This is a genomic window from Herbaspirillum rhizosphaerae (genome assembly GCF_046025915.1).
Taxonomy (GTDB): Bacteria; Pseudomonadota; Gammaproteobacteria; order Burkholderiales; family Burkholderiaceae_D; genus Herbaspirillum; species Herbaspirillum rhizosphaerae_A.
Map to the genome: position 1 here is coordinate 19,895 of NZ_JAQQFR010000013.1, position 13,600 is coordinate 33,494.

The 13,600-nt window shown below is 58.9% G+C and carries 12 protein-coding genes and 1 pseudogene; 3 read left to right on the forward strand and 10 right to left on the reverse strand.

Features of this window, described 5'->3' with window-relative positions:
• Positions 1 to 18: 18 nt before the first annotated feature.
• Together PQR63_RS18755 and PQR63_RS18760 are read right to left on the reverse strand one after the other, a co-directional pair.
• Entirely contained in the window at positions 19 to 864 is an 846-nt protein-coding gene (locus tag PQR63_RS18755) for a lytic transglycosylase domain-containing protein (protein ID WP_408169481.1), read from the reverse strand.
• Positions 865 to 873: 9 nt separating this feature from the next.
• Positions 874 to 2,862 (reverse strand): DNA topoisomerase IV subunit B, encoded by a 1,989-nt coding sequence (locus PQR63_RS18760; protein ID WP_408169482.1) that lies wholly within the window; start codon positions 2,860 to 2,862, stop codon positions 874 to 876.
• Positions 2,863 to 3,193: 331 nt separating this feature from the next.
• Between PQR63_RS18760 and PQR63_RS18765 the strand changes: the two genes are divergently transcribed.
• Positions 3,194 to 3,874: a nitroreductase gene (locus PQR63_RS18765; protein WP_408169483.1), complete on the forward strand. Its 681-nt coding sequence runs from the start codon at positions 3,194 to 3,196 to the stop codon at positions 3,872 to 3,874.
• Positions 3,875 to 3,973: 99 nt separating this feature from the next.
• On the opposite strand, the gene PQR63_RS18770 is transcribed toward PQR63_RS18765, so the two are convergent.
• From PQR63_RS18770 to PQR63_RS18790, 5 genes are all read right to left on the reverse strand, one after another.
• On the reverse strand, positions 3,974 to 5,149 hold the full coding sequence (locus tag PQR63_RS18770; RefSeq protein ID WP_408169484.1) for an acetyl-CoA C-acyltransferase: 1,176 nt from the start codon (positions 5,147 to 5,149) through the stop codon (positions 3,974 to 3,976).
• 5 nt (positions 5,150 to 5,154) lie between these two features.
• A complete protein-coding gene (locus PQR63_RS18775; RefSeq protein ID WP_408169485.1) occupies positions 5,155 to 6,600 on the reverse strand; it encodes an AMP-binding protein in 1,446 nt (481 codons plus the stop codon).
• Positions 6,597 to 7,187, reverse strand: a complete 591-nt coding sequence (locus PQR63_RS18780) for a biotin transporter BioY (RefSeq protein ID WP_408169586.1) — start codon at positions 7,185 to 7,187, stop codon at positions 6,597 to 6,599. Before PQR63_RS18780 ends, PQR63_RS18775 begins: the two co-directional genes overlap by 4 nt.
• 81 nt (positions 7,188 to 7,268) lie before the next feature.
• Positions 7,269 to 7,862 (reverse strand): energy-coupling factor transporter transmembrane component T family protein, encoded by a 594-nt coding sequence (locus tag PQR63_RS18785; protein WP_408169486.1) that lies wholly within the window; start codon positions 7,860 to 7,862, stop codon positions 7,269 to 7,271.
• Positions 7,855 to 8,664 (reverse strand): energy-coupling factor ABC transporter ATP-binding protein, encoded by an 810-nt coding sequence (locus tag PQR63_RS18790; RefSeq protein ID WP_408169487.1) that lies wholly within the window; start codon positions 8,662 to 8,664, stop codon positions 7,855 to 7,857. The genes PQR63_RS18785 and PQR63_RS18790 overlap by 8 nt, the downstream gene beginning before the upstream one ends.
• Before the next feature lie 204 nt (positions 8,665 to 8,868).
• Here PQR63_RS18790 and PQR63_RS18795 point away from each other — a divergent pair, with 204 nt between their 5' ends.
• On the forward strand, positions 8,869 to 9,300 hold the full coding sequence (locus PQR63_RS18795) for a hypothetical protein (RefSeq protein ID WP_408169488.1): 432 nt from the start codon (positions 8,869 to 8,871) through the stop codon (positions 9,298 to 9,300).
• A gap of 385 nt (positions 9,301 to 9,685) precedes the next feature.
• Here PQR63_RS18795 and PQR63_RS18800 read toward each other — a convergent pair whose 3' ends face one another.
• A complete protein-coding gene (locus PQR63_RS18800) occupies positions 9,686 to 10,651 on the reverse strand; it encodes an amino acid ABC transporter substrate-binding protein (protein WP_408169489.1) in 966 nt (321 codons plus the stop codon).
• Positions 10,652 to 10,684: 33 nt separating this feature from the next.
• Positions 10,685 to 11,107 carry a VOC family protein gene (locus PQR63_RS18805; protein ID WP_408169490.1) on the reverse strand — a complete coding sequence of 141 codons (423 nt, stop codon included), beginning with the start codon at positions 11,105 to 11,107 and terminating at the stop codon, positions 10,685 to 10,687.
• Positions 11,108 to 11,288: 181 nt separating this feature from the next.
• On the opposite strand from PQR63_RS18805, the gene PQR63_RS18810 reads away from it, so the two are divergent.
• The gene (locus PQR63_RS18810) at positions 11,289 to 12,212 is read left to right on the forward strand and encodes a LysR family transcriptional regulator (RefSeq protein ID WP_408169491.1); all 924 of its coding nucleotides are present in this window, start codon (positions 11,289 to 11,291) and stop codon (positions 12,210 to 12,212) included.
• Here PQR63_RS18810 and PQR63_RS18815 read toward each other — a convergent pair.
• Positions 12,196 to 13,560: pseudogene (locus PQR63_RS18815) on the reverse strand (MFS transporter); the annotation flags it as partial. The gene PQR63_RS18810 and the pseudogene PQR63_RS18815 overlap by 17 nt on opposite strands.
• Between the last annotated feature and the right edge of the window lie 40 nt (positions 13,561 to 13,600).

Below are 13,600 nucleotides of genomic sequence, written 5' to 3' on the forward strand. Positions count from 1 at the left end.
TTGATGTCGTTGTGTGAATTATTCGATGGAAGTCGGTGGCGGCATGCTGCGGCGGCCCGGCAAGATGATTTCGATGCGGCGCGGTTTTTCCGCGTTATCACCGGCATTGCCTGCGTTGTTGGTGGCGTTGCCGCCCGGCTGGTACAACCGATAGAACTGCGCCACCAGTTGCACGTAATTGCGAGTTTCCGGATAGGGCGGGATCTGGTTGTTGTACTTCTGCACGGCGCGTTCGCCGGCATTGTAGGAGGCAATCGCCAGTTCCAGCCGCTTTGGGAAAAGCGCCTGCAAGTCGCGCAGATAACGCGCGGCCAGACGGATGTTGATCTTCGGATCGGTCAGCTTTTGCTGGATAGTCTTGCGACGATCGCCCTGGACGCCATAACGCTCGGCGGTCTCCGGCATGATCTGCATCAGGCCGATGGCGCCTTTGGGCGAGACGGCGGTCGGGTTGAAACCGGATTCAGCCGCCATGATCGCTTTCAGCAAGGCTGGCTCGACCGAGAATTCCTTCGCACTCTGATCCAGCATGGTTTCATACTTTTTCAGATTCGGATGCTGCAGCATCAGCTTCATCAGCGGCGAGGACATGTTCTGTTTCACGTCAACGCCGGGGATTCCTTTTGCGATTTTGTTCGAGTCGAAGGTGGCGTCGCCACGCATGAACAACTGATAGCGGTCATCGAGCTTCTCCGTCGACACGTGCGCCATACCGTCGGCGTCGATGTAACCGTAGACATCGGCATGCGCAGGCGCTGTGGTCAACGACATGCACAACGCAGCGGTCGCAACAGCAACCGGCAACGCTCCCGAAAGGAAGCGGCGCCAGAGACCTGGTTGCATGATGTCGTTGCGGATGCGCATTTTGCTGTCTTAAATGTCCGCTTCCGCTTCGTTGCCGTGCTCTTCGATCCAGGCACGGCGCGAGGCGGCTTCGCCCTTGCCCATGAGCATGGTGAAGCGCGCTTCCGAAGCGATATGGTCGAGTTCGCCCAAAGAGACCGGCAGCAGGCGGCGGGTGTCGGGGTTCATGGTGGTTTCCCACAACTGTTCCGCGTTCATTTCACCCAGGCCTTTGAAGCGCGATATGCTCCATGCGCCTTCTTTCAGACCGTCCTTGCGCAGCTTGTCTTCGATCGCTTCCAGTTCACCGTCGTCGAGTGCGTACAGCTTTTGCACCGGCTTCTTGCCGCGCGCCGGCGCGTCGACGCGATACAGCGGCGGACGTGCGATACAGATGTGGCCGTGGTCGATCAGTTTGGGGAAATGCTTGAAGAACAGCGTCAGCAACAACACCTGAATGTGTGAGCCGTCAACGTCCGCATCGGAGAGGATGCAGATTTTGCCGTAGCGCAGTCCGGTCAGGTCTGGTGTGTCGGTGTGGCCATGCGGATCGACGCCAATGGCGACGGCGATATCGTGGATTTCATTGTTGGCAAACAGACGGTCGCGCTCGGTTTCCCAAGCGTTCAGCACCTTGCCGCGCAATGGGAGGATCGCCTGAAACTCTTTGTCGCGGCCCATCTTTGCCGAGCCGCCGGCGGAGTCGCCCTCGACCAGAAAGATTTCATTGCGTGTGATGTCGTTGGATTCGCAATCGGTCAGTTTGCCCGGTAACACGGCCACGCCGGAAGATTTTTTCTTCTCGACTTTTTGTGCCGAACGCAGACGGCTTTGCGCCTGCTTGATCACGAGGTCAGCCAGCTTCTTGCCGTATTCGACGTGCTGGTTCAGCCACAGCTCCAGCGCCGGACGCGAGAAGGTCGACACCAGACGCACGGCATCGCGCGAATTCAGGCGTTCCTTGATCTGGCCCTGGAATTGCGGATCGAGCACCTTGGCCGACAGCACGAAAGAGACGCGTGCGAACACGTCTTCCGGCAACAGCTTGACGCCCTTGGGCAGCAGCGAGTGCATTTCGACGAAGCTCTTCACTGCCGAGAACAGACCTTCGCGCAGACCGGACTCATGCGTACCGCCGGCTGAGGTCGGGATCAGGTTGACGTAGGATTCACGTACCACGTTGCCTTCTTCCGTCCATGCCACCACCCATGCTGCGCCTTCGCCTTCAGCAAAACCTTCGGCATCGGCGCCGGCGTATTGCTCGCCTTCAAACAGCGGGATCAATGGATCGGCGCTGGTCGATTGCGCCAGCGATTCCATCAGATAGCCACGCAGGCCTTGATCGTATTGCCAGCTTTGCACGTCGCCGGTTTTGCCATTGACGAGCGATACCTTCACGCCCGGCAGCAGCACTGCCTTGGAGCGCAACAGGCGTTGCAGTTCTTGCTGCGAAATCGTTGGCGAGTCGAAGTATTTGGGATTCGGCCAGACCGTTACGCGGGTACCGGACTTCTTGTCCTCCCGCGTCATTGGACGCGACTTCAGCTTCTCGATCAGATCGCCGTCGGAGAAGGCCAGCGTATGTACGCCAGCTTCACGCCAGACCGTGATTTCAAGGCGCGAAGCCAGCGCGTTGGTGACCGATACGCCAACACCGTGCAGACCGCCCGAGAAGGCATAGGCGCCGCCGCTGCCCTTATCGAACTTGCCGCCGGCGTGCAGGCGGGTAAAGACGATTTCGACCGTCGGCACGCCTTCTTCCGGATGCATGCCGACCGGGATGCCACGGCCGTCATCCTCGACGCTGACGCTGCCGTCGGGATTGAGCGTGACCATGATGTTCTTGCCGTGACCGCCCAGCGCTTCATCCGAGGCATTGTCGATGACTTCCTGGAGGATGTGCAGGGGATTCTCGGTCCGGGTGTACATGCCCGGACGTTGCTTGACCGGTTCCAGTCCTTTCAGGACGCGGATGGATGATTCGCTGTATTCAGACGGGGATGTTTTTTTAGTTGCCATGCAGGTGAGGTACTGGAATCTGGAAATCGATGAATCGGCGAGTCGGTGCGTCGGTACGTTGACGATGCATCGGGGCAAGCCACCGATGAGGCTCCTGAAAGCTGAGCCAAATGCGCATTCTAATGAAAAATTGACGACGGCAGGAAGTTTGGCTTGTTTCCAAAATGAAAGGTTGTCAATTTGGAATTGCTATGCCCGTGTCATCGCTGCCGGGATTTGGCCGCTACCCGGTGCGATAGGCTATATTGACGTCCACTTAAGCCATTTTAGTCCTATGTGCCGCTGTATCGTTGTCATACCGCCGCGCAGACGCACTGTCGTACCCGATTCTATGACCGATTCTCTTTTGTCGTTTTCTGACTTACTTCATTCCCGCAATTCCACCCGAGGCTTTCTCGACCGCCCCTTGCCTGACGGCATGCTGGCCGAATTGCTGTCCATGGCGCGCCGCGCGCCCAGTGGCGCCAATCTGCAACCAGGCGAATTCATCTCGCTGGAAGGCGAGGCACGTGCGCGATTGTCGGCGGCGTTGGTGGACGCTTTCCGGACGGGTAAGCAGGAACCGGAAGATTACAGCTATTTTCCACAGCCGATGCCGCAGTCCCTGCGCCGACGTCAGGTCGCGGCTGCCAAGGAGTTGTACGGCGCCTTGCAGACCGGGCGCGATGATCGGGCCGGACGCGACCGCCAGTTCGAACGCAATTTTAATTTCTTCAATGCGCCGGTCGCCTTGCTGGTGACCATCGATGCGCGCATGGGCAGCGGTTGTTACATGGATCTGGGGATGTGTCTGTATGGCCTCATGCTGGCGGCTGCTGCGCATGGCCTTGGCAGTTGCGCCATCGGCGCGCTGGCCTCGTATCCGGGTTTGATCCGCTCGACGCTGGAGCTGGGTGACGAACATCACATCGTCTGTGGGATCGCCTTGGGATATGCCGATCCGGATGCGCCGGAAAATACGGTAAGGACAGAGCGTCTGAAGCCGGAAGAGTTTTTCAGGACGCTGCGTTAGTCTTGGCGGTATTCGGTATACCTGTCGTCCTGACGAAAGTCAGGACCCCAGCGTCGTATTGACTGTCTTCATGGCGCTGGGACGACTGAAATATAAAACTTAGCAGCGCTCAATAATCGCCGCTGTAGCGAGACCTCCGGCCGCGGCGATAGTCGCCAGACCCAACGCGCCATCGGGCGCCGCATGATGCATGTCGGCCAGCAATCGCACCAGACTGATCGCGCCTGACGCCCCGATAGGATGTCCGCGCCCAAGTCCGCCGCCGTGGCGATTGAGCTGCGCAGGCGACAGATGCAATGTTTCGCAGAACGCGATGGCCTGCGCGGCGAAGGCGTCGTGCAATTCCACTCCCCACATAGCCCCGATCTTGTTCGCAGTCCGCGCCAGCACCGCCTGCGTGGCATCGATGGCGGCCAGCATCGGCGTTTCGGGCAAAGCGCCGACGCTGACGCCTGCGCGCCATGTAAATTGCGGACGCAGGTTCAGGCGGCGTGCGGCGTCACGTGTGGCGATGATGACAAACGCCGCACCATCGGCGCTCGGTGAAATGGCGATGCGGCTGATGGCATGAGCTTGCCGGGTTGCAGCATCGACGCGCTCGTCATCGGAGATCGCGGCAACCGGCATGCGCGTGAGGTGGCGCTGATCAAGTGCGCGTGGATAACTGTCGCAAGTGGCTGCACCGATGGCGATGATTTCGTCTTGCACATGGAGGTGTGCAGCGACCGCGCGTGCATGGCTTTGCAATGCCCAGTCATCTTGTTGCTCGCGCGTGATGCCGGCGGCAAGTGCATGGCGCGCAGCGGCCAGCAGCATATCGGGATCCCGCGCCGGATCAGGTGCGAAGGCGGGACTGCCGTATTCAATTGCCGGCTCGCCGGGATGGCGTGGACGATGTTGACGTATCGGCGCACGACTCCATGCTTCGACGCCACCGGCGATCACAACATCGGCGTTGCCTGCCGCCAGCATGCCGTTGGCTAACGCAACAGCATCAAGACCGGCGCAACACTGACTGTCGACCGAGAGGGCCGGAATGCGATCTGCGCAGCCTGCGGCCAGCGCCAACATGCGCGCCGGGTTACCGCCTGCGCCCATGGCGTTGCCGGCAATCACAGCATCAATGGCGGAGAGCGGAATGCCGAAACGTTGCAGGATGCCCAGCATGACCGGCGCGCCGATCTCATGCGGCTGCAATGACGACAGCGCGCCACCGACTGGCGTAACCGCGCTGCGGCCCCAGCCGAGGATGACGGCGTCGTGCATTGTATTCATGGTGCTCATAACGGTCGTAACGAAGACGAAGGCGAGGATGCATCGGCCGCACTCAGGCGCAGCGCCAGTTGTTTGTGATCGCTTTTGCCGCTGGGCGTCAACGGCCAGTCGGCGCAGACGTAGAAGCGGCGTGGAATCTTGTAAGGCTCCAGCCGCTCGCGGCACCATGCGCTCAATGCATCGGCGCTGACGGCTTCGTTCAGTTCCAGCAGCGCTGCGACCTGCACGCCGCGCACAGCATCGGGGATGCCTTGTACCGAGGCGGCATGTACGGCGGGATGGGCTGCGAGCACGCTTTCCACTTCTTCCGGAAACAGATTCTTGCCTTGCGCCAGCAGCATGCGCTGTTGCCGTCCGAGCAAATGCAGCCGGCCTTGCTCATCGAGATGGCCGACATCGCGCACCGACAACCAGTCGCCGTCGCGCAGCAAGGCGGGCTGATCGGATTGTTCATTGAGCGTGACGTAGTCCTTGAAGACCATCGGACTGCGCACGTAAATCAATCCGGGCGTGTTGGGTTGGGAAGCATCAATACGCACGTCGACATTGCTGAACGGCTTGCCGACGACGTGATCGGGAAGGGTGCTCTCGCTGTCGGTCCAGGCGATAAAGCTGGTTTCCGACGCGCCATAGAATTCAATGATGCGCGCACGTGGGAACAGGGCCTGCAGCTCCGGCGTGCGGGCACGCGTCCACGGTGCGCCGCCGATCATCAGCAGCTGCACGTCCGGCATCGGCGCCAAGGCGCGGCGTTGCGCCAGATCCAGCATCAGGATCAACTGGCTCGGCACGGCGACCATGGCGCCGGCGCCTTCAACACCCTTGCCAGCGAGGGTGTCGAGCGCCGCCGTCGGCGAAAAGCGCGACTGCAACCGAATGCCTGCACCGCTCCACAGTCCGAGCAAAGCGCCGAACAAGAAGGTCGAATGCGACAAGCGCCCCGGCACCAGTATCGTCGCCCCGGCACCCGGACCGAACGATTCCAGTGAGATGTCGAAGCTGCTGGTCCACGAGCCATGATTGCGGCGGAAGCCCTTGGGCAAGCCGCTGCTGCCGGAGGTGAAGCCGATGTAGAAAGGCGTAGAAGCGGTGGCGAGGTCAGGCGCTGTCTCGGCACCCACACCGGCGGCCACGCGTGCAAAGATTTGCTCACGCACGGACGGCGGCCAGTCGGGATCGCTGACAGCGGCAGTAAGGTTGGCAGAAATAATGGAAAGAAAACTCAGCAGCAAAGGCACTGCGTTATTCGTATCGCTAACGTCGTCAACCCAGCAGACTGCCTCCGGATGAGATTGCTTCAGTGTCTCTGCGCGCGCTGTGACTTGCCGGAAGAGCTCTGCAAAATTGAGGCGCGTCACGCCATCGTCAATCGCGATGGCGTGCGGTGTCGTTGCCGCCCAGTGCGCCAGTGGCGCGTGGACGGTATCGAAGTTTGATCGTAGTGAAATCAATCGCGATCCAGACGCCATGCCGGCATGCCGCGCACCACGCTTTGTACCAGCACTGCGCAGATCACGCACTTCACCAGGTCGCCGGGAATAAAGGCCAGCACTGCCAGCGAGGCTTGTACCAGTGTCAGATGTGCAGCCAGCATCAGGCCAAGGATGCCGAACAGATACATCGCCAGAATACCGCCGATAACCGACGACAAGAAAGCCGCAATCAGCAGACTCTTGCCTTTGGCGTCCGGCATCCGGCGCATGAACTGGCGCATGCACAGACCGCACACCACCGCACCGACCCACCAACCGAGCAGGAAACCGGCTGACGGCGCTACGAACACGCCAATACCGCCGCGGCCACCCGACAGCAACGGCAGGCCCAGTGCCACCGCGACCAGGAATAGTCCAATGGTATAGAACGCCCGCTTCGGGCCCAGCAGACAGCCGACCAGCATGATGCCCAGGGATTGCAGCGTGATCGGTACGCCGAACGGCAGATCGATTTTAGGAATCAGGCCGAACACCGCGATGACGGCGGCGAACAGGGCGATGTATGAAAGCGAGCGAGTAGATGTCATGGTGCCGGTTGTTGTCATGGAAGGGTCACTCATTGAAAGAAAATCGGTTATCGGGATTCACGGAATGCAAAGGATTCAGTGGATTGCGGGTTTTAATGTCTAGCCGCCAAGACGGGCGACCAGTGCATCGGCCACGCGTTCGGCGGTTTGCAGCGCGCGGATAGCCAGCGGCGCCAGCAGGCGCAAGCCGCCGCCGCGGCCGGTGCGGGCACGATGCGCATCGTCGAGACGCTGCCACTGTGCGTAAAAATTTTCAGCAAAACGCAGCGTCAGGCCGATACCCAGCGCGATGCGTTCTACCGGCACGCCGAAGCGGCGCAACGGCGACAATATCGTTTCCAGCACCGTGAGCAAATCGTCGAAGCGCGTCGTGATGGTCAGCATCAACGCCAGCATCGATGCCGCCATGATACGCAAGGCACTGATCACACCGACAGCGGGATCGCCTGCCAGCCAGTGGAATCCGGCAATCAGCGTGCACGCGATCAACAGACCGCGCAGCATACGCCATTGCCGCCATCCTGCCGGGCCTAGCGAAAGCAACAGCGCCAGCACGATCATTGCCGCAACAGCAAGTTGAACGAGCACACCGGTCAACATCAGCACCGTGCCGCCGACGGACAGCGCCAACAGCTTGACCCAGGCAGGCACGCCGTGCAGCCAGGTGCGGCGTGTGGAATACAGGCTACGCATCGGCAACTTGTTTCAGCAGGGCACCGTCCGTGACGGCGGTGTCCTGGACGATCATATCGGCGACGCATCGCTCGCGGACATCCGCGGCGTAAGCTGCGCAGACTTCGCGCCCCGGCCCATCACCACGCAAGACGCCATTGTCGAGCCACAAGACGCGCTCGAAGTCCTGCACGTGTTCCAGCAAATGGGTGGAAAGAATGATCTGCTGATCGGTTGCGCGAATCTGAGCAGACAGGCGCAACTGACTCGGTATGTCGAGGCTGGAATAGGGTTCATCCAGCAGCAGCGTCGTCGGATGCGTGATTTGCAGTGCCATGAGGCAGACTTGCTGGCGCTGCCCCTGGCTCAGTTCACCGATGGCGCGCGGCGCCCAGTTGGCGCGATGCCGTTCCGCCAGAAAGGCAAGCGCCTGTTCGCGTGCCTGCTTCTTTTCTGTTCCGGCCGCAGTCAGGCTGAAAGCCAGTTCTTCGGCGACCGTCGGGAAGATGATCTGATCGTCAGGGTTCTGAAACATCAAGCCGACCTTGCGCGGCAGGGTACGGCGATCAGCTGCATGGGCGGTGTCGCTGCCATGCACGGTCACGCGGCCGGTCTGCGGCTGATCCAGTCCGCAGATAAGGCGAAACAGGCTGCTCTTGCCGGCGCCGTTGTCACCGATCAGGCCGATGCGCGATTGCGTCAAGTGCAGCGTCAATTGTTCGAAGACCACGCGATCGCCGCGTTTGAGCGTGACCGATTCCAGTCTGATGCCATACGTGCTGTGTGACGGCGCGCCGGGCTGCGTCATTGTGTTTTGGTTCATATATAGATCGGCCTGTTTCCGCCGTAGGGTCGCCATTATATGACAGGCCGCGCGCGCTCCTAGCAAGGGTTGCTATGGCGCAATACATTGCGTCAAGGCTTACCGGGCGGAGCATCGATTTGTGCCGACCGGAGTTGTCTGCCTGACATGACGGGTGCCTGTGCTACGATGCCCTAATTCTTCTTATAATTTTCAGGTGAGACCATGGCGCAGTACGGATTGGACTATCGTGGCAAACACATCACCGTGCTCGACAGCATTCATTCGGAAAAGGGCGGTATCGCCTGCGCAGTGCATATCGGTGAAGACATTTATCCACATATCAAGGGTGCGCCGTTTGCCAACGTCGGTGCTGCACAAGCTGCGGGCGCTGCATTTGCACGCGCACTGATCGACGCGATGCTCGATGGCGATGCGGTGGAGCATCAGGGTTATTTCATTCGCGCCAGCAGCCATGAGCAGCGCGACGGCTCCTGGGTTGGTGGTTACCAGTTGCATCGCAACGATAACCCGGTGCCTTTCCGCAGAGCTACTTGTGCCGAATTTCGCGGCAACAGCTCGTCGGAAGCGGAAGAGCATGCCATTACCGTGGCGCGAGAGGTTGTTGATGCCGACGTCGCGGCCGGCAAGTTGTAGAACTCATTTCATAAATAGGCGTGAATGCGAGCTTGCCCTGTTTGGGATGAAGTGCAAGGCGCGAATCGGGGTCAAGACTGGACGTCTTGACCCCGATTCGTAACGCAGCAATTCGCCCAAACAGGACGCTCCCTCCGGGTTCTCTCCAGAAAGGGCGCTGGCCGCGTTGCACTCCTTGCGCGTGGCACCACCACGCGACGCGTCGCACGCCTTGCCAGTGCCCTTTCTGGAAAGAACGCATCTCACGCCTATTTATGAAATGAGTTCTAGTCTCGCGGCTGGTCTTTCTCTTCTTTTTTAATAAGCAAAAGCGCCCTGATTGGGCGCTTTTGCTTGTGCGTCTACCTTTGTCTGCGAAGTGCTTTTGCTCTCCTACTGCAATGTTTTACTTCTTCCTGACTAGCGACAATTGTTCCTTCGGCAGCGGCGCATAGTCCGCCGGATTGGGCGAGTTGCTGATTTTGGCGATTGCCGCCTGGGTTTCCGGGCTCATGGGCCAGTTCAGGTTTTGTCCATGTGGCAGCGACGGTGACTGAAACCACTTTGCATAGATCTTGTTGATGTCGCCGGATTTGAAAATGTTGGCGATGCTGCCGTCGACCACCTGTTTGAACGCGGGATCATTCTTGCGATAGATCAGGCCGAAAGGTTCGACCGACAGCGCGTCCTTGCCGACCACCAGCTCGTTTTTGATCTTGCTGCCGCCGGCCAGCGAGGCTAGTACGATATCGTCGTTCATGAAGGCGACGGCCCGGCCGGTTTCCACCGCCAGCATTCCCTCGGCGGTATCGCGTGAGGCGATGATGTCGATGCCCAGCTTTTGTTCATCGTTGAGCATCGTGACCATTTTGATATGCGTGGTGCCGCTGTTGATTGCCAGCTTTTTGCCGCGCAGGTCGGCCAGCGATTGGATATTGCTGGCGCGCTTGCTCAGCAGGCGTGAACCACTGACGTAATAGGTTGGCGAAAACTCCACGATGTTCTGGCGCTCGGCCGTGTTGGTGGTGTTGCCGCATTCAATGTCGACCGTACCGTTCTGAATCAGGGGGATGCGGCTGGACGAGGTTACCGGCACCATCGAGATGGTCAGTTGCGACATGCCAAGTTTGCGCTGGATGGTCTTGGCGATGGAGAGGCACAGGTCGACCGCGTAGCCTTCGTAGTCCTGCTTGTCGTTCAGGTAAGAAAACGGTTTGGTGGAGTCGCGCACGCCTAGCACGATGACGCCTTTTTCCTTTATTTTCTTTAGTGTGCCGTTCAGTTCATCGCCTTGCGCTGCATGGCTGTAATGCACGGTTTGCAGGCCGACAAGAGCGCCGACATGGACTAATGCCAATAAGAGTTTCTTCATTTCTTCCCCCTGATGTGGTGTGTGGCGAGCGGATTACTTCGCGAAGATGTAATCCATATTGGCGAACGATTTGAATTCCAGCGCGTTGCCGGATGGATCGAGAAAGAACATGGTGGCTTGCTCGCCGACTTCGCCTTTGAAGCGGATGTACGGTTCGATGATGAACTTGATGCCGGCAGACTTCAGCCGCGCGGCGAGGGCTTCCCATTCTGGCAAGGACAGGATCGCGCCGAAATGGCGGGAGGGGACATCATGGTCGTCTACCGAATTGCTGACGCTGAAACCGGTTTCTTCCGGCGCCAGATGTGCCACCAATTGATGGCCATAGAAATTGAAATCCACCCATTTGTCAGAGCTGCGGCCTTCCGGACAGCCGAGCAGCTCGCCATAGAACGCACGTGCTTCAGCGATATCCTTGACGGGGAATGCGAGGTGAAATAGCGATGTCGATGTCATGTTGGTTTCCTTCCTGAATAAATGTCTGTGAGTGAAGTGCAAACAGGCCGCTGGAGCGGGTATGTGCCGATATGTGCCTGCAAGACCCTTTGGTAGTCAGGGATTTAACGCAGTCTATATACACAAATTTGTGATGTAAAATTATCAATTTTGATCCTGTTAATTCAAATTTTTCATAAGCATGATTCGCTATCTGAAGACCTTTATCGCTGCAGCACAGCTTGGATCGTTCTCTACTGCCGGGGCGCGGCTGGGTTTGACGCAGTCTGCCGTCAGCATGCAAATCAGGCGGCTGGAAGAAGAATTGAACTGCGAGCTATTCACCCGCGTGGGGAAGTCCGTCACCGTCAGCGACCACGGCAAACAATTACTGCGAACGTCGGAAGAAATCATCCGGCTGTTTGAATCCATGAAGGGGCAGACCGAGGTGGCTGCTACCCGAGGCAAGATCGACATCGGCGCGATCTCTACCGTTCAGTTGGGTTTGCTGCCGGCAGCGCTCGCGGATTTTCGCAAGAAGCTGCCGCTGGTCGAGGTCAATGTCGTACCGGGCACGTCTGTGCAATTGATGTCGCAAATCGACAGCAATGACTTATCGCTGGCGATCATGATTCGCCCCAATCTGAAGATGACCAAGGGATTGACGTGGAGCACCATGCTGCGCGAAACCTATGTCGCCATTGCGCCGTTGTCGGCGCAGGAGACCTCGATCAAGGCTTTGCTGGCGGCGCATCCTTTTCTACGCTACAGCCGTCGCTCGTATGGCGGGCAATTGGTGGATCGCTATCTCAAGCGCACGCGTCTGCAGGTGAACGACACCATGGAGTTGGACGAGCCCATGGTCATCATCGAAATGGTCAGGAAAGGGCTGGGCGTAGCGATCATTCCCTACGATCTCGCTGCCGGAGCATCGATCAGAAAACTACGCGTTTTGCCGCTGGGAGGAACCGGATTTTTTCGGGAAATCGGCGTGCTGCAGCGTATCGCGCCGACACCCAGCATCGCTGTGGCAACGCTGCTGGAGTGTATCGAGACAGCGGCGCGGGCCAAAGAAGAGAGCAGCGCCGCGCAGTTAAAGTCGGATATGGTCAAGGGGCAGCGTTAGCCGCTTTGGCGTCGGCAGCAATGGCTGCAAGCGCGGCCCGTTGCTGGATGCCGCGATTCAGACGCCATACCAGCGTCAATGCCACCAGCGACGTACCGACGACGACATAGCCGATGACGTCGAAGTTTTGCAACTGACCATCTGTCCCGAAGGCGACGATGTGGCCCGCAACCACGGATGCCAGTCCACCCGACAATTGCTGGATGGATGCGCTGATCGCATTGAACGATCCGCGCTGATTTGCTGCAGGCACCGACGACACCAGCGCCTGGAACGGAATCATGCGCGAGAAAATCCCCACAAACAGCACCACATTGACCAAGATCACCACCGGCAGCGTCACGCGGCCCAGATGGGTGTAAATCAGCACCATCACAATCGACAAGCCGGTACCGAACATGAACACGCGGAATTTGCCGACCTTGTCCGCCGCCTTGCCGATCATCGGCCCGATAAATATCGTGAACAAACCGGTGATCAGATAGACCGATGGCAGATGGTGCAGATCGATGCCCAGGTTAGCCACCAGATACGCGCTGCTGAACGGCATCAGCATGAAACCACCGGTCATCAGCAGGGCAGTCGTGGCAAACGCCATCAGATAGCGCGACTCGGTCACGGTATGGAACAGATGCATCCACGCGCTGTGTTCGCTAGGTATCTTCAGGTGATCGGTGACAGGTTGCATTTTCCACATCACGACCACTCCACCGACGGCGCCCATCGCAGCCATTGCAATGAAAGGGATATGCCAGTTCCAGCGATTCGACAGGTACAAACCGATCGGAATCCCCAGCACCTGGCTGGCGGCGAAAGCAGTCTGGATCATGCCCATCACGCGGCCGCGCATGCTCAGCGGGAACAGGTCAGTCGAAATCGCCAGCACGATGGAACCGATCACGCCGCCAAACAGGCCGGTGACGATGCGCGCCGCCAGCAGGCTTTCAAAGCTTTGCGCCAGGCCGCACCACAGCGTGCCCAGAATGAAGCCGGTGTAAAAGAAGAGCAACAGGCGCTTGCGGTCAAAACGGTCTGCAAAGCCCGCCGTGAGCAGGCCCGAGATGCCGGCGCTGAAGGCATAGGCTGACACCACCAGACCAAACTGGCTCGGTGCAATCTGCATGGCAGGCATGATCACGGCGCCCAATGGCGACATGAGCATGAAGTCGAGAATCACGGCAAATTGCAGGAAGGCCAGCATGCCGACGACAAATTTTTGATAGCGAGAGAATTGATTCGGTGGAGATGCGGTTGCGGTAGTCATGTTTTCTTTCTTAGGAGGACAAGCGCGGGGGCTGATGGCTGAGATAGTTGAAGACGTATCAGAGCGCGCAATATTGTATCTGGCTTGAAAACCAGTGCTAAATTTTTCTGAATAGCAGGCGAGT

Excerpts from the sequence above, each read along its gene's own strand:
- PQR63_RS18800 (WP_408169489.1), bottom strand. The coding sequence starts at position 10,651 with ATGAAGAAACTCTTATTGGCATTAGTCCATGTCGGCGCTCTTGTCGGC.
- PQR63_RS18770 (WP_408169484.1), bottom strand. The coding sequence starts at position 5,149 with ATGAATACAATGCACGACGCCGTCATCCTCGGCTGGGGCCGCAGCGCG.
- PQR63_RS18790 (WP_408169487.1), bottom strand. The coding sequence starts at position 8,664 with ATGAACCAAAACACAATGACGCAGCCCGGCGCGCCGTCACACAGCACG.
- PQR63_RS18810 (WP_408169491.1), top strand. The coding sequence starts at position 11,289 with ATGATTCGCTATCTGAAGACCTTTATCGCTGCAGCACAGCTTGGATCG.
- PQR63_RS18795 (WP_408169488.1), top strand. The coding sequence starts at position 8,869 with ATGGCGCAGTACGGATTGGACTATCGTGGCAAACACATCACCGTGCTC.
- PQR63_RS18805 (WP_408169490.1), bottom strand. The coding sequence starts at position 11,107 with ATGACATCGACATCGCTATTTCACCTCGCATTCCCCGTCAAGGATATC.
- PQR63_RS18785 (WP_408169486.1), bottom strand. The coding sequence starts at position 7,862 with ATGCGTAGCCTGTATTCCACACGCCGCACCTGGCTGCACGGCGTGCCT.
- PQR63_RS18780 (WP_408169586.1), bottom strand. The coding sequence starts at position 7,187 with ATGACAACAACCGGCACCATGACATCTACTCGCTCGCTTTCATACATC.
- PQR63_RS18760 (WP_408169482.1), bottom strand. The coding sequence starts at position 2,862 with ATGGCAACTAAAAAAACATCCCCGTCTGAATACAGCGAATCATCCATC.
- PQR63_RS18765 (WP_408169483.1), top strand. The coding sequence starts at position 3,194 with ATGACCGATTCTCTTTTGTCGTTTTCTGACTTACTTCATTCCCGCAAT.
- PQR63_RS18755 (WP_408169481.1), bottom strand. The coding sequence starts at position 864 with ATGCGCATCCGCAACGACATCATGCAACCAGGTCTCTGGCGCCGCTTC.